Source organism: Burkholderia sp. AU45251 (assembly GCF_030482905.1).
Classification (GTDB): domain Bacteria; phylum Pseudomonadota; class Gammaproteobacteria; order Burkholderiales; family Burkholderiaceae; genus Burkholderia; species Burkholderia aenigmatica.
In genome coordinates this window covers 352,915-368,047 of record NZ_JAUJQH010000002.1, presented here as the reverse complement: position 1 = coordinate 368,047, position 15,133 = coordinate 352,915, and the positions used below count along the sequence as shown (strand labels likewise).

The 15,133-nt window shown below is 64.9% G+C and carries 11 protein-coding genes; 3 read left to right on the top strand and 8 right to left on the bottom strand.

The annotated features are described in order from the left end of the window. Positions 1 to 247: 247 nt before the first annotated feature. The gene (locus tag QZM67_RS08380; RefSeq protein ID WP_301801786.1) at positions 248 to 1,462 is read right to left on the bottom strand and encodes an MFS transporter; all 1,215 of its coding nucleotides are present in this window, start codon (positions 1,460 to 1,462) and stop codon (positions 248 to 250) included. Between the two features lie 461 nt (positions 1,463 to 1,923). On the opposite strand from QZM67_RS08380, the gene QZM67_RS08375 reads away from it, so the two are divergent. Further along, on the top strand, positions 1,924 to 2,454 hold the full coding sequence (locus QZM67_RS08375; protein ID WP_175025999.1) for a toxin: 531 nt from the start codon (positions 1,924 to 1,926) through the stop codon (positions 2,452 to 2,454). Between the two features lie 18 nt (positions 2,455 to 2,472). On the opposite strand, the gene QZM67_RS08370 is transcribed toward QZM67_RS08375, so the two are convergent. The 4 genes from QZM67_RS08370 to QZM67_RS08355 form a co-directional block, all read right to left on the bottom strand. After that, positions 2,473 to 3,222, bottom strand: a complete 750-nt coding sequence (locus tag QZM67_RS08370) for an SDR family oxidoreductase (protein WP_301801784.1) — start codon at positions 3,220 to 3,222, stop codon at positions 2,473 to 2,475. A 195-nt stretch (positions 3,223 to 3,417) separates the two neighbouring features. Beyond that, positions 3,418 to 3,825 carry a VOC family protein gene (locus QZM67_RS08365; RefSeq protein WP_301801782.1) on the bottom strand — a complete coding sequence of 136 codons (408 nt, stop codon included), beginning with the start codon at positions 3,823 to 3,825 and terminating at the stop codon, positions 3,418 to 3,420. A gap of 209 nt (positions 3,826 to 4,034) precedes the next feature. Next, entirely contained in the window at positions 4,035 to 4,529 is a 495-nt protein-coding gene (locus tag QZM67_RS08360; protein WP_175026002.1) for a hypothetical protein, read from the bottom strand. 85 nt (positions 4,530 to 4,614) lie between these two features. After that, positions 4,615 to 5,415 (bottom strand): hypothetical protein, encoded by an 801-nt coding sequence (locus QZM67_RS08355; protein WP_301801780.1) that lies wholly within the window; start codon positions 5,413 to 5,415, stop codon positions 4,615 to 4,617. Positions 5,416 to 5,602: 187 nt separating this feature from the next. Between QZM67_RS08355 and QZM67_RS08350 the strand changes: the two genes are divergently transcribed. Beyond that, positions 5,603 to 6,064 carry a hypothetical protein gene (locus tag QZM67_RS08350; RefSeq protein ID WP_301801777.1) on the top strand — a complete coding sequence of 154 codons (462 nt, stop codon included), beginning with the start codon at positions 5,603 to 5,605 and terminating at the stop codon, positions 6,062 to 6,064. 296 nt (positions 6,065 to 6,360) lie between these two features. On the opposite strand, the gene QZM67_RS08345 is transcribed toward QZM67_RS08350, so the two are convergent. Further along, entirely contained in the window at positions 6,361 to 10,716 is a 4,356-nt protein-coding gene (locus QZM67_RS08345) for a YadA-like family protein (RefSeq protein WP_301801775.1), read from the bottom strand. 872 nt (positions 10,717 to 11,588) lie between these two features. Then, entirely contained in the window at positions 11,589 to 11,855 is a 267-nt protein-coding gene (locus tag QZM67_RS08340) for a hypothetical protein (protein ID WP_175026006.1), read from the bottom strand. Here QZM67_RS08340 and QZM67_RS08335 point away from each other — a divergent pair. Continuing rightward, the gene (locus tag QZM67_RS08335) at positions 11,850 to 12,656 is read left to right on the top strand and encodes a response regulator (RefSeq protein ID WP_301801771.1); all 807 of its coding nucleotides are present in this window, start codon (positions 11,850 to 11,852) and stop codon (positions 12,654 to 12,656) included. The genes QZM67_RS08340 and QZM67_RS08335 overlap by 6 nt on opposite strands. 22 nt (positions 12,657 to 12,678) lie before the next feature. Here QZM67_RS08335 and QZM67_RS08330 read toward each other — a convergent pair whose 3' ends face one another. Beyond that, positions 12,679 to 14,841, bottom strand: a complete 2,163-nt coding sequence (locus QZM67_RS08330; RefSeq protein ID WP_301801769.1) for a TonB-dependent siderophore receptor — start codon at positions 14,839 to 14,841, stop codon at positions 12,679 to 12,681. Positions 14,842 to 15,133: the final 292 nt, after the last annotated feature.

The window sequence follows — 15,133 nt, the reverse complement described above, 5'->3', positions numbered from 1 at the left end:
AAAGCCATACGAATGACGCACGAGATGATGCTTTCTACGAATCTCCCGCTTGAGCGGCGCGGCGCAACCCATCGCATGTACGCGTCACCCCTTCTCCTGCATCGGAAGGCCCGCGCTCCGACACCGGCTGCGCACGCTTCTGACCACCTGTCGCGCGAGTCATACGTGAAGCGGATGTACCGTGGCGTGCAGCTAGTTCCGACGGAGACGCATGGGGTCGACGAACCCTCCGTCGACGGTCGGCCGCCTACCCGCCCCTCACCTTCAACCGCACCACCAGCCACGTCAGCGCCCCCAGCACGAACACGGCGAGCGTCCACGTGCCGCCATGGTGCTGCAGCACCGCGGCTGTCGCGGCGACGCCCGCCAGTCCTTGCTGCAGGAAGCCGCACAAGGCCATCGCATGCGCGCCATGGTCGTGCGCATCGCTGACGGCGGTGGCCATGCTGTTCGGAAACAGCACGGCCTGGCCGAAAATCGCCAGGCAATACAGCGCGATGAAGATCCACAGGCCGGTAAAGTGGGTCAGCAGGCCGCCGTGCCACGACGCCAGCATCAACGTGGTTGCCAGCGCAACCAGCGCGGCGCCGGCATGCATCAGCCGCACGCCGCCGAGCCGTCTCACGAGGCGATTGACCAGCATCGCGCCGCTGAAATAGGCGACGCCGAGCAACAGGCCGATACTGCCGAAGCTCGTTACGGCCAGCTTGAAATGCTCCTGGAACACGAACGGACTCACTTCCTGCAAGGTCACGGTCGTCGCGAACCCCAACCCGCCTGCGCAGGCGGGCCACACGAAGCCCGGGCGCCGCAGCAGGACCCAGTACGTGCCGGCCATGCCCGACGTGACGGCGGTGCGGCTCCCCGCCTTCAACGGCAACATGGACGAGAGACCGATCGCCAGCGCGGCGATGATGGCCATCAGCACGAAACCCGTTTGCCAATGACTGTATCGGCCGATCAGCCCGCCGACGAACTGGCCGCCGCCCAGCGCCGTGATGAAGGCGATCGACAATACGGAGAGCCGTCGCGCCAGTTCGTCACCGCGCCAGTTGTCGCGGACGATGATTCTGGCGATGATCGCCGCGCCGCCGCCCCCGATGCCCTGGATGGCGCGCAACACGAGCAGTGCCGGTGCGACCGTGCAGCTGGCGAGCAACAGGCTGCTGGCGACGAACAACAGCAGCGAAATCAACAGCGGGCCACGCCTGCCCCAGCGTTCCGCAGCGGCGCCCCAGAATGGCACCGGCAGCGCCGCGCCGATCACATAGGCGGAGATGGAGAATTCGGCGCCGCCTTGCGTCATCTTCAATTCGCGCATGACGACAGGCAGCGACGGCAAGTACACCGTCGTCGCCATTTGCGCCATGAATACGATCAGGCACGCCAGCGCCATCAGGGGAACAGTCGACGCGGCAGGTTCGCACGGCGCGCCGGCGGCAAGAACGGGTTTGTCGCTCATGCGCGGTCACGATCCGATCGAGACGCGCACGCCGTCTTTACCCATTCGCGCACACATCGCGGGATCCTGTCGCACGTGCCGCCCGCTTGCATGCTCTCCCGCACCCCGAGTTCGGTCGCCATCGTTTCTCTCATTCGATCTTGTTGACGTTCGTTGCGGCCGTGTGCTGCCCGACCCTCGCGCGAGATTGTACAAAACGCGGGACGTGCCTGCACGAGCCCCCACGCGTGTCGTGGCCGTCGCAACGACGACCATCCGGGAGCGGTGTCGGAACGACGTCTCGTGCAACCGGTTTCGGGGAAATTAGAACCTGTCCGGAACGGCATGCGCCAATGCATCGAGGCCCCCGGGACGCGCATGACGACCCGAGTGCCACTTGCCCGAACCCGATCGAAGACACAGCATCGCTTCCGCGCATGAGGCACAATACCCGGCTTCCAAAATCAACCGCGGCCAAACCCATGCGCTTCATCGTCGTTGGAACCAGCGGAGCGGGGAAATCCACCTTTTCGAGCGCACTGGCGGCGGCGGCAGGCTGCCCGTACGTCGAGCTGGATCGACTCTACTGGGGCCCGGGCTGGACAGCCGTGCCACCGGAACAGTTCGAGAACGCCGTGCGGGCGGCGACAGCCGGCGACCGATGGGTCGCCGACGGGAACTACAGCGCCGTGCGCGATGTGCTCTGGTCGAGAGCCACGCACGTGATCTGGCTCAACTTCGGGCGACGGACGGTATTCTCCCGGGTGCTGTGGCGCACGTTGAGCCGCGGGCTCATGCGCACCGAGCTTTCGCACGGCAACCGTGAGTCGCTGCGGATGGCGTTTTCACGAGAGTCGGTGCTGCTGTGGTCATACACCACGTTCGCGAAGAATCGTGTCAAGTTCGCCGCCCTGCGCGACGACCCGAAATACGCGCACCTGCACTGGACGGAAATCACCGAGCCTTCGCGCACCCGCGCGGTCATCGCCATGCTGGCCCGCGCGGGCAGTTGAGCTTGCCCCAACGGCGCATCACTTCACGGCCGCATTGCCGCCGTCGGCGAACAGGGCCGAGCCGGTCACGAAACTGGCCATCGGGCTCGCCAGAAACAGCGCCGCGGACGCAATCTCGTCGGGGCGGGCGATACGCTTCATCGCGTGAAGCCCGGCCGCCCATTCCTTCTGCTCACGGTCTCCCCCCATCGCGGTATCCACCCCGCCCGGCAACAGTGCGTTTGCCCGAATGCCCCGTGCCGCATAGTCCGCGGTGATGCCCTTCACCAATCCCATCAAGCCGGCCTTGGACGCGCCATACGCGGCCATCCCGGGAAGCCCGACGCTGGTTCCGACGAAGCTGGACGTGAAGACGATCGAACCGCCTCCGCGTTCGAGCATCACGGGAATCTGGTTGCTTGCGCCCAGGAAGGCCGCCGTCAGATTGACGGACAGCGTCTGCTGCCAGTCGTCGAGCGAGAGCTCGGCGAGCGGCTTGAGCGGCCCGACCGTCCCCGCGTTGTTGATCGCGATGTCGAGGCCACCGAACTCGCGCAGGGCCGTCGCGACGAGCCTTCGATGCGTATCGGCGTGACCGACATCACCGGCGCATGCGCACGCCTTCCCGCCCTGACGACGGATCTCGTCGGCAACCTGATTCAGCGTGGCTTCGTTTCGCGCGCCCAATACGACCGACGCACCGTGCTCTGCGAACATCAACGCGATCGCGCGGCCAATGCCGGCAGAAGCGCCGGTGACGATGGCGACTTTCCCTTCGAGTAAGGTCATTTTTTTCACATCCCGTGAGTGAGGTTCGTCACGGCAATGTAGGTGACCGCACGCAGGCAGGCACTCCGTTTCTTGCTTTTCAAGTCCTGGTCGACAGCAAATCGCACGGTGGATTGCGGGTGGCGCGGGTCGGCCCTGTCGCGCACTGCAGCGATCTGCACTGGACGGAAATCGCCAGGCCGTCGCGTACCCGCATCAGTCGTCGAACGTGCCGCGATATTCCGGCGCGGCATCCGCACGCGTGTTCAGTTCGAACATCACGCCGCCCGGTGCGCGGCAGAAGAAACGCGAACCGCGCCCGTTGTTGAAAACGTCCGTCACCCTCTCGACGCCCTCTTCCCTGAAGCGCTCGAACAATGCGCGAACGGCATCGAGGCTCGGCAGCTCGAACCCGACGTGGAAATTCGTCGGCCATGCCGGCACGTCGTCGCTGACGTGGTCGATCACCACGTCGAAGCCCGCGCGCTTGAGGATCCAGGATTTTTCCCAGCTTCCCGCGATCGTGAAGCCGAGGTGCCGCTCGAAGAAGCGAGCCGTCGCCAGTGTGTCGGCCGAGGGGAAGCTCAGGTGATTGAGCTTCATGGTTTGCGTAATGGCAGTCATTGCGAGTCTCTGTCATGCGTCGATCGGCGGAGGCCCCATGCCGTTCCGCCCGACGAATTCAGAATACGAGCCGACGCTCACATTCGACAACTCGCATTGGACGCCCGTTTCGACCGCGCGCGAACCCGCGTGGCACCGCGGGCCGGGGCGCGGATGCGATCGCCGCGGATCGCGCTACTCGCATTCGGCCACGATTGGCCGCAACGACATCATTTCCGGCACCCGCCCACCTCCACCTTCGTGATGATGTCGGCATGGTTGGTCTTGATGGTGATCATGCACACATAATCGAGGACGGTTTCGTGGCCGTAATACCCCGTGGCTTCATAGTCGTCCTGGTACAGCGGGATCTCCGCCACGCCATTTCCTGCGGGATTCACCCCGGCAACATGACTGCCGACGTACCGGCTGCCGGTCTGGACGAACGTCAGGTTCGGGCTCACGTGAACCCGCGAAGTGTCCCAAAAGTAGTTCCCGGTATAGCTTGCCGACTCCGGCGACTGCCCTAGCGGCGGCTGATTGATGAACGGACGGCCGAACGCCTTGAACGCCACCGATATCGGCTGTCCGATCATGGCTTTAGCCGCCTTCTGAACCGGGCCGGGATACAGGGTCGCGCACACCGGGCTGGAATCCAGGACGGAGCAGACATTCGCGCAACCGGCGAAGAACGGGATCGCCGCACACGCCCACACCATCGACATGCTGTTTCTCGAGATAGACATCGCCATTCGATCCTCCCCGTGCACAAGTGGAACCCTCGTTGGACGCGACCTGCTGCGCGCCGCCCTACGTCTTCGCCGCTTCGTACACCCTCGTCTTCGGATTGAACCTGTATTCGACGACGTCCGCGGCGCCATAAGTCTTCTTCCGACCGGCGTTGTCGACGCCCGTCCCCTTCATCGCCACACGAAGACGCGGCCAATCGCGACCGTCGGTCGACACGAAGGTCAGGGTCGACGAGCCGGCCACACACGGGATGTGATTGCCGGTGCCGTCGGCATCGCATGCTGCGCCGTTATCGTCGCCGCGGAACACGTTGCCGGCATAGGTCCAGTCGGTATCGTCAGGATTACTTGACGCATTGGTACGCTGATAGACGAACATGCTGAACGACTTGATCCGGGTCCCGGAAGCCAGATGCCAGGTCGGGACCGCCAGCACGATCTGTCCGTCCGGCGTTGTCGTGCTCACGGCGGGTTCCTTGTCGTCGATCGTGTCGGCCTGCTCATAGCCGCCAAACTCGCCGATGGAGCGCTCCGACTCGACCATGTTCCAGCCGGCCACGCCCCCGTCCGTGGTCCATTCGAAGGTGGCCTCGGTGATCGTCACCCGGGCATCGGGCGCCGGGGCGGCAGTTTTCTCCTGTTCGGCGTACTTGTTCGGCGTGTCGTAAGCGAAGCCGGTGAAGTAGTGGTTGCCGTTCAGGTCGAACGCGTAGCCATACCAGTACGACGCCTGGCTTCCGTTGGCGATCTCCATCGTGTCCTCGCCGTGCGCGTCCTTCTGGTAAATGGCCTCGAGCACCTGGCCGGGCCTCGGCGGCACGGGTGCCGGGCGCTTCTCGCTGCCCTCGCCTTGCGCGGCCACGGCCTGCGTCGCCGACGCAGCGGCCGACTGCGCCTTCGATGCCGTATCCGCATGCCCGGATTTATCCCCGCATGCCGCGACCACAAGCGAAACGACAGACAGCCACGCAAACTTCCCGATCATGTGCCTTTACCCCTGTATGCGGTCCCGTGATGCGTCGTGACGTGACCCGATGCGATCTCGCGGGATGCATCAACTGATATCGCTGTTCGATACCGATTGCCCGGCCGACCGATTCAAGCGCCGGGCCGTGTTGAACAAATGGAGCGGATTGTCTGGGCGTTCAGCGCCGCCGGGCGTCGTAACCGGCGGGAAAAGCGGAGGCCATGAAGGCGGGCGCTGCATAGGCAGGCAGCCGAAGTTGACGCGGCAACGCGAAGCGCTGCTCGGGAAGCATCTTGTTGACGGGTTTCATCGTTTTCGTTTGTCGTTGTCGGCGCCAATACGGGATTGGAAGACGTGCTCGGACACGCTCAACGCGGGTTGCGTTGCACCAGTCGACGATTATCACCACTATCGGCAAATAAATCATCCATCGACGGCATTCGCGGACGTTGTTTCTCGCAGAGAAATGTCGACCGCATTTGACGATAACGCGCGAAATGCGCTGGCACTTGGCACCGGCAAACGCTTGCTTTCATACGACTGACACAATCTGCCGGGTCGCAAATCATGCTCACCGATTGGGCGCAGCCGGTTGCCCGGATCGATGTCGGCATCCTGCCGATGCCATTTTTCCAGTGTTTGCCGCGTGAGACGCGGGCGTGAGGCAAGCGATATCGCGTGCCGGACACGCCCGGCGCAGCCATGTCGATCGTCGAGACGCCTCAAGCGCCGATGGCCCGGGGTCGACAGACAGACCCCGGGCCCCGGATTTCCCCGCCGGTGCCGGGCATCACAACCGCTGCCCGGCACCATGGGTCGATCGATACTGCGCGAACGACGTCAGAACTGGTAACCGGCACCCACCACCGCGCCGAAGTCCGAACGCGTGTTGCCCGTCACCGACGCCTTGACGACCCAGCGGTTGCTTTCCGTCACGTACGAGTATCCGGCGGCGAAACCCTGCTGGCCGTGATAGTTCGACGTCGCCGCCGAGACCATCGAGCGGCCCGCGCCCGTCGGTTGCGGCAGGCCGGCGACGGCCATTGCCGATGCCACGCCACCGTACATGTCCTTCTTCAGGTCGTTGAACGAGTTGTACACCTGGCCGATGCGCTGGTCGGTGTAGCCCTTCGCCTGCGTCGTGGCGGTCGAGAGGTTGTCGTTCAACTGCTGCACGTTCACCGCGTCGGTCGGCGCCGTGCCGGCCGCGACGTTCGTGACCTGACGTTCGCTGCCCTTCGCACCGACCGAGAACGAATTGTCGCGATCGGCGACGGAGCCCTGGCCGACCGCCACCGCGTTCTTGCCGGTTGCGGTTGCCGTCGACCCGATCGAACCCGCATCGGCACGCGTGATCCACGTGGTGTTCGCATCGGTCGCCGCCGCGCGGATCTGGTCGTTGGCCGCCGCGTTCTTCAGCGCGGTGTTGAACTGGCCCATGTTGACCGCGTCGTTGTCCTTCACGCCCGCCGCGACCCCGGTCAGCACGCGGTCGCCCGTCGTGCCGGAGAAGTTCACGCTGGTGCCGCCGGAGTCCTTCCCGACCGTGATCGCGCCATTCGGATCCTGTTGCTGCACGAGGCCGGCCTTGCCGTTCGCGATGTTGGTGACGTTCCCCTGCAGGTTCGTGATATCGGTCGTGTTCTTCGCGACCTGCTGGTTGGTCGCGTAGAGCTGCGAGCCGTTCACCGCGTCCGTGCTGGTTGCGCTGAGCGTGCCGGCCTGCACGTTGGTGATGCGCGTGCCACCGGCGCCGCCGAGGGTGATCGAGCTCTTCGAGCTGTCGTCGTACTGCACCGCGAGCGCACCGAGCTGGTTGAGATTCGACTGCACGCTCTTCAGCTGCTTCACGTTCACCGCGTCCGTATCGTCGGTGCCCGCGGCGACGTTCTTCAGCACGACCGCCGCATTCGTGTCGCCGCCGATGAGCGATACCGAATTCAACCGGTTTCCGTTCGCGTCGACATCGTACTTGACGACGTTCTTCACGGCCTCGCCCGCCTGATTGGACACCTGCGTGATCTGCTGTTCGAGCGACGATTTCACGCCCGACAACTGGCCGCCGTTCACCGCATCCGTGCTGCCCGCGGCGATGTTGCCGTCGGCCACGTTGGTCAGCTTCGTCGGGGCGCCACCGCGCGCCGCGTTGTATGCGCCTGCCTTCGGGTCGAACTGCAGCGCGTCCTGCTGCAGCCCGGCGATCGCGGCCGTGTTGCCGGCGATGTTCGTTTCGGCAGTGTCGATACGCGTCTCGTGATTCCCGAGCGTCGTCGTGTTGCTGCCGACGCGGGTGTCGAGGTTGGTCAGCGCGTCGCCGACATTGTTGAACGAGCCGCCACCGACTTTATAGGCCGGCGCGCTGATCGTGCCGTCCGGATTCGCGGTCGCACCGCCGCCCAGTGCAGCCGCCGTACCGTCGGTCGCGCGGCGCAGTTGCGCGCCGTTCACCGCGTCCGTGCTGCCGGCCGCGACGTTGCCTTCCGCGACGTTGGTCAGGCGCACCGGGCTCCCGCCGTTGCCGGCGCCGAGCGAAACCTGCTTCTTGCTCGCGTCGTCGTACTTCACGGCGAGCGCATCGAGCTGGCTCGTGCCGTCCTGGATCGCCGCATTCAACTGGTCGACGTTGACTGCGTCCGTGCCGTTCTTGCCGGCCGCAACATTGCCGATGCGTTGCGGACCGTTGCCACCGTGGCTCGCATCATAGGTGCCGAGGTTCGCGTTCCACTGAAGCGCGTCCTGCTGGAGCGCGGCGATGTTGCCCGTATTCGTCGTCACCTGGTTGCCGAGCGTCGTCACGTTGTTGCTGACGGTCGTGATCGACTGATTCAGCGTGTCGGCTGCCTTGCCGAGCTGGCCGACATTCACCGCGTCGCTCGCGGCAACGCCGTCCGCCACGTTGTGCACGCCGACCGGCGACTGTGCCCCTTTGCCGCCGAGCGTCACGCCACTGTGTGCGTCATCGTCGTACTGCACGGCATTCTTCGTCGCGTTGCCGATCTGGTTGGTGATCGACGTGCTCAGGTTGCCGAGCGTCGTATTGATGTTGCTCGTTACGCTCGTGCTGAGCGACGACAGGCCACCGTTCAACTGCCCGACGTTCACCGCGTCGGTGTTCGCGACACCCGCTGCGACGTTGTGCAGCGTCGTGCCGTTCGTGCCGGCGAACGTCACCGAGTCGAATCCGCTTTGGCCGTCGTACTTCACGTTACGGGCGTCGGCCGCCTGCAGGTTGGTGATGTTGGTGGTCGCCGTGCTCAGCGATGCGTTGATGCCGGTGACGTTGCTCTGCAGGTTCGTGATGTTCGACGCTGCCGTCGAGATCGACGATTGCAGCGGCGCAATGGTTCCCGTCAGCTGACCGACGTTGACCGCATCGGTATTGGCGACGCCGGCCGCGACGTTGCCGATGCGTTGCGGGCCGTTGCCGCCGTGGCTCGCATCGTACGCACCGAGGTTCGCGTTCCACAGCAGCGCATCCTGCTGGAGCGCGGCGATGTTGCCCGTATTCGTCGTCACCTGGTTGCCGAGCGTCGTCACGCTGTTGCCGACATTCGTAATCGACTGATTCAGCGTGTCGGTTGCCTTGCCGAGCTGGCCGACGTTCACCGCGTCGCTCGCGGCAACGCCATCCGCCACGTTGTGCACGCCGACCGGCGACTGTGCCCCCTTGCCGCCCAGCGTCACGCCACTGTGTGCGTCATCGTCGTACTGCACGGCGTTCTTCGTCGCGTTGCCGATCTGGTTGGTAACCGACGTGCTCAGGTTGCCGAGCGTCGTGCTGAGGTTGTTCGTCACGCTCGTGCTGAGCGACGACAGGCCACCGTTCAACTGCCCGACGTTCACCGCGTCGGTGTTCGCGACACCCGCTGCGACGTTGTGCAGCGTCGTGCCGTTCGTACCGGCGAACGTCACCGAGTCGAATCCGCTCTGGCCGTCGTACTTCACGTTACGGGCGTCGGCCGCCTGCAGATTGCTGATGTTGGTGGTTGCCGTGCTCAGCGATGTGTTGATGCCGGTGACGCTGGTCTGCAGGTTCGTGATGTTCGACGCTGCCGTCGAGATCGACGTCTGCAACGGGGCGACGGTGCCCTTCAACTGACCCACGTTGACCGCATCGGTGTCGGCGACGCCAGTCGCGACGCCGCCGATCTTGGTGCCGTTGCTGCCGTCGAGCGCGATCGCCGCGTGCGAATCGTCGGTGTATTTCACGACGTTCTTCGTCGCCGTCACGATGCTGGTGCTGAGGCTGTTGCCCACGTTGGTCACGCGCTGGTCGACGTTCGAGATCGTGGTCGACAGCGAATTGCCGACCGACGTCACGCGCGCGTCGACGGTGGCAATGCTCGTGCTGAGCGTGCCGTTCACGTTCTTCAGCTGCTGGACGTTGACGGCATCCGTATCGGCCGCGCCCGCCGCGACGTTCTTGAGCTGGCGCTCCTTGCCGACCGCGCCGAACGATACCGCGCCGCCGACCGGCGCGGCCGTGCCGCCGAACACCGGTGTGCCGCCGTTGTTCGCGCCGGTGCTGCCCGAGCCGATCGCCACCTGATTGTTGTCGTTCGTCTGCGCGCCCGCACCGATTGCCACGGATTGCGTGCCGCCGGCGCGCGTTTGGGTGGCCGCGTCATACGTCGCGCCGGCCGACACGCCGTCGCTCGTCGTCGGGTTGGCGCCGCCGATTGCCACCGAACGATCGCCGCTCGCCAGCGCCGAGTGGCCGAGCGCGATCGAGCTCGTGCCGTGCGCATCGGCGACGTTGCCGAGCGCCATCGAGAAATCGCCGACCGCGGCCGACTGGCGACCGATGGCAAGCGCCGTATTCCCTTGCGCGACGGCGACCGTGCCGATCGCCGTGGCCGAGTTCGCCAGCGCCTGCGCACCGACGCCGACCGCAATCGCACCACCGTTGCTGGTACCCCCCTTGCTGGCCGCATTCGACTGGTCGCCGATCGCGATACCGCTGGCACTCGCCTTGGCATTCGTCCCCATCGTGACGTTATTGGCGCTCACCGCCACGTAGGTCCCGCTCTTGGTCGACACGCACTGCGGGTTGGTCCCGTCGATGCACTGACCGCTCAGCGCATTGTCCGGGTTGCCGCGGTCGACGAAATTGTCCGCCTGTGCGGCGCCCGCGATCAGGACACCTGCCCCCGTGAACATGGCGGCGGCCAGCGCCGAAATCTGCTTCCTCTTCATGGTCTTCTGCTCCGTTTTTAGCGTTTGGTTTAAATACGGACTACTTACTTTTGTTGAAGGCTTAAGCTGCGATTGCCATTACGACTTCAGTGCGGAACCCGATTCCCGCGCGGGCCTGAGCGTGCCGAAGGCGACACGCATCGTCCGCCCGTGGCGACGGGACGTTCGAAAGCCCGGGCACGCCGTTCGTGTGACGGCCCGTTCCGTTAATCCGGTTAATGCATTAGGAATGCATATTGGTTTGCATGGACGAATTCGCCCAGCGACTGAATCCGGAGATTCAACCCGCCGTTATGGACACCCCTGATTTGATGTCGCGCCGACCGCGACCAACCCCGCTTCTTTTATTTCATCCGCGGCAACCGGATTTCGCCTGCACGCAACAAACCTGCGTTCGGATACACATCAATTGATGCCCCGGATCCGAATCGCACAACGTCCGTCACAACCCGCCGCGCCTTGCGTTACCTTGTGCAACCCTGCATTCAAAGTTCGGACGAATTATGAGACACGATCTAAAATTATTGAAGGCGACATTCTTTATAGATTGTAAAATTCAATATATTCAATGCGTTACATTAACATTTCAAGTCTCGCAAACGATTTCCAGCCGACGAATTTAATCGAAATGTTTTGCTGAGCGGACAAATACTTTGCTGAAGCGGATTAAAGATAAATTCCGGAAAAGTTTTTATGAAAAAATCCGCCGGACTACGTGACTTCGCATGGGGCGAGAATGGGAGTGGCGGAAATGGACAGAGACCCCCTCCCGTTCCACGCAGCAAGCGCACGCCTCGACGCGCATTGAAAATCCCGAAAGACGGAATGAGCTGAATTGAGTCGATGGTTCTGGTCAGAATTGAAATAACCCCCTACAATGCGGCCCGCATCGATACCGGCAGCCACACTTTTTTCAGGGCACGACGACGGTAACGCTCCGTGTCTTTACCGGAACAGCGATCAAAACAAACCATGCCGGGTATTCCACCGACGGGTTGTGGGTCGCGTAGTTGGACGAAATCCGAATACCGATGCACTTGAGCGTCGCCATAGAGCGGCTTCCGACGATTATTTCGAACCGGGCAGGCCACCCGCAGGAACGCAGCCAGCAGCCATTCCAGAACAGGTGCACGATGCATCCATCGATCTCCGCATTGGGCGACGTCCATATCCTGATCGTCGACGATCAGCCCGACCAGCTTCGCTTGCTGATCGACATCCTGCGCGACACGGGGTGCCGGATCAGCATTGCATCCGACGGGGCGCAAGCGTGCCAGCGTGCGCAGGCGCTCATGCCGGACCTGATCCTGATGGATGTCCGCATGCCGCGCATGGACGGCTTCACCGCGTGCCGGCTGCTTGCCGCCGATCCGCAGACGTGCGCGATTCCGGTCATCTTCCTGACCGTGGCCGGTGCCTTGCACGAACGCCTCGAGGGGTTCGAAATCGGCTGCGTCGACTATGTCGTGAAGCCGTTCGAGCCGGCCGAAGTGCTCGCGCGGATTCGCGTGCAGCTCGCGCGGGCGAAGCGCGCCCGGCCCGTCGACACGGACAGCCCGTTCGTGGCCGGCAAGGAAGACGACATCATCGTGCGCGCGGCGATCCGCCACCTCGCGCGAACGCTGAACGATCCGCCGACGGTGGAGCAACTGGCCCGCGCGGTCGGCACCCATGAAAAACGGCTGTCGCGCGCGTTTCGCGACAATCTCGGCCAGACGGTGTTCGAGTATCTGCGGCACGAGCGGCTGCGGATCGCGCAGGATCTGCTGGATTCGACGTCGCTCAGCATTGCCAGCATCGCGCAGGAAATCGGTTTTTCCACGCCGGCGAATTTCGCGACCGCATTCCGCGAGCGTTTCGGCCTCACGCCGACCGAGTGGCGGCGCCAGCGCCACGCCGGCGAACGTGCCGTGCGGCGGGAACCGCAACGCGACGCTTGAGACGCGTTCCGCGCATTCGCGATTACCAGTTGTATTTCGCGCTGGCCAGCACGGTTCGCTCGTTGCCGAACACGCAGACGGCGTACGACTGGCAGCCGCTGACATAGCGCCGGTCGAACAGGTTCGCGACGTTCAGCGCGAACCGCCAGTGCGGCATCTCGTAGTGCAGCGCCAGATCGACCAGCGTCACGCTCGGCACGGTCAGCGAATTGTCGGGCGCGCCGGCCGACGCGCTCTGGTAGCGCACGCCGCCGCCGATCCCGACGCCCGACAGCGCGCCCGTGCGCCAGGTCCAGTCGGCCCACATCGACGCCATCTGCCGTGGCAGCGGCACGGCCACCGGCCAGTGGTTCAGCGACGCGTCGTTCGCCTGCACGTTCTTGACGTCCTGATAGACATACGACGCGACGACCGACAGCTCGCGCGTGACCTTGCCGACCGCGCTCAGCTCGATCCCGCGCGAGCGCACCTTGCCGGTCTGCACGGACGTCGTGCCGGTCGGGTCGAGATTCACCGGTGTCGGCGTCACGACGTTGGTCTGGTCGATCTGGTAGATGGCCGCACTCAGCATCAGGTTCCGGCCGGGCGGCTGCCAGCGCAGCCCGGCTTCCGTCTGCGTGCCGCGTGTAGGTTCAGGCAGGCCGCCGCCAAACATCCGCACGCCGATGACGGGATCGAACGACGTCGAATAGCTGACGTACGGCGACAGTCCGGCGTCCCCCTGATAGGTCAGGCCGACGCGCCCGGAGAACGCACTGACGTCCTGCCGCGCCTGCGTGCCGGCCGTCCGGTCGTCGAACCGCGCATTGACGAAGTCCTCCCGGCCGCCGAGCGTCAGCGTCCAGCGCTTCCAGCGGATCTGGTCCTGCGCGTACACGCCGAACGCGTTCATCGCCGTGTACTGGTCGACGTGGCCGAGCGACGTCGGGCCGGAGAAGATCGCGGCCGTGACGGGCCGGTAGACGGGTTGGTACAGGTTGAGCGACGGTGCCAGCGCGAGCCACGCGCTGTGAGTCGTCGTCTGCCGGTCGTATTGCACGCCGAGCAAGAGCGTATGGTCGAGCGGCCCCGTGCCGAAGCGCGCCTGCGCGTGGTGGTCGATATCGAGCCGGCTGTAGTTGAGCTGGAACAGCCCCGCGAAACGCATCATGTTGGTGGTGCTGCGGGGCACGAGGCCGTTGCCGAACACCGTCGCATCGTCGAGCGACAGGTGCGACCAGCGCACGTCCTGATGCAGCGACCAGATTGCATTCACGCGGTGCGCCAGCGTGTAGCCGAGCGACCACTGCTTCTTCCGGTAGTCGTTGAAGGCGGGGTCGCCCATGTAGAGGTCCTGCGACAGGCGGCCGTTCGGGTTCGGCAACACCGTGCCCGACGCGGGCAGGAAGTTCGACGAGATATCGCCGCTGTCCTGCAGGAACGTCGCCGAAAGCGTCAGCGACGTGTCGGCGTTCGGCCGCCACCGGAACGACGGCGCCAGCGCGACCCGCCGGTCGCCGTTCGGGCCGGTCACCGCGTTACCGTCGCGCGCCACGCCGACGAAGCGATACGCATATCGGCCGTCCGGATCGAGCGCATCGCCGACATCGACCATGAATTGCTTGCGCGCGTCATTGCCGACCTGCACGCCGGCTTCGCGGACCCGTTCGCCGTCGGCAAGCTTCGTGTGTGCGTCGACGATCGCGCCGGGCTCGCCCGCGCCGTACAGCACCGACGTCGGCCCGCGCAGCACGGCGATCGAGTCGATCGTGTACGGGTCGACGCGCCAGTTCGCGATCACGGCGGTGTTCGGCGCGGCCACGCCGTCGACGTACAACGTCGGCGTGAAACCGCGCAATGCCGCATACCAGTCGGTGCGGCTGTCGGCGCCGAACGTCGCGAATCCCGGCACGTAGCGCAGCGCCTGGTTCAGATCGGTCGCGCCGGTCATCTCGATCTGCTGCGCGGTGACAAGATTGATCGTTTGCGGGATCTCCGCCACCGGCGTGTCGGTCTTCGTGCCGGCCGTGGTGCGCAGCCCGACGAGCCCGCTCGACGCGCCGTCGGCCTTCCCTGTCACATCGATCTCCGGCAGCACGGCCGCCGCCGATGCCTGCGCGTGCACACCGCCCACTGCCGCCACGTACAACGCGCCGCCGGCTGCGATCGCCCTCGCGCGTCGCGCCGCCCCCGTCCCCGCTACCATCGTTCTGTGCTCCGTCGTGCTGCCGGCCGATTCGAGCCGATCGCGGCGCGACGCACCGCCTGCGCCCGCCCTGTGTTGTCGTGCTTGCGATACGGGTGGCGCGCGAGTCGGCATGCGCTGGCCCCGTGGTGCCGTTCGCGAGCGCAGCGATCATACCGGGCGAACGTCGCGCGGTCTTCAAAAAAGTGCGCGCACGGGTGAAACCGCCATCCGGCACGTGGGAGGGGGTGTTGGTTCGGGATCGATCCCGATCGGGAAAACGACGGCGCGATCGGCCGCCTGGCGAACCTCG

Bases quoted from the DNA above. Each gene is read 5' to 3' on its own strand.
- QZM67_RS08360 (WP_175026002.1), bottom strand. From the start codon at position 4,529: ATGTCGATGGTGTGGGCGTGTGCGGCGATCCCGTTCTTCGCCGGTTGC.
- QZM67_RS08380 (WP_301801786.1), bottom strand. From the start codon at position 1,462: ATGAGCGACAAACCCGTTCTTGCCGCCGGCGCGCCGTGCGAACCTGCC.
- QZM67_RS08345 (WP_301801775.1), bottom strand. From the start codon at position 10,716: ATGAAGAGGAAGCAGATTTCGGCGCTGGCCGCCGCCATGTTCACGGGG.
- QZM67_RS08365 (WP_301801782.1), bottom strand. From the start codon at position 3,825: ATGACTGCCATTACGCAAACCATGAAGCTCAATCACCTGAGCTTCCCC.
- QZM67_RS08330 (WP_301801769.1), bottom strand. From the start codon at position 14,841: ATGGTAGCGGGGACGGGGGCGGCGCGACGCGCGAGGGCGATCGCAGCC.
- QZM67_RS08370 (WP_301801784.1), bottom strand. From the start codon at position 3,222: ATGACCTTACTCGAAGGGAAAGTCGCCATCGTCACCGGCGCTTCTGCC.
- QZM67_RS08350 (WP_301801777.1), top strand. From the start codon at position 5,603: ATGCATCAACTGATATCGCTGTTCGATACCGATTGCCCGGCCGACCGA.
- QZM67_RS08375 (WP_175025999.1), top strand. From the start codon at position 1,924: ATGCGCTTCATCGTCGTTGGAACCAGCGGAGCGGGGAAATCCACCTTT.
- QZM67_RS08340 (WP_175026006.1), bottom strand. From the start codon at position 11,855: ATGCATCGTGCACCTGTTCTGGAATGGCTGCTGGCTGCGTTCCTGCGG.
- QZM67_RS08335 (WP_301801771.1), top strand. From the start codon at position 11,850: ATGCATCCATCGATCTCCGCATTGGGCGACGTCCATATCCTGATCGTC.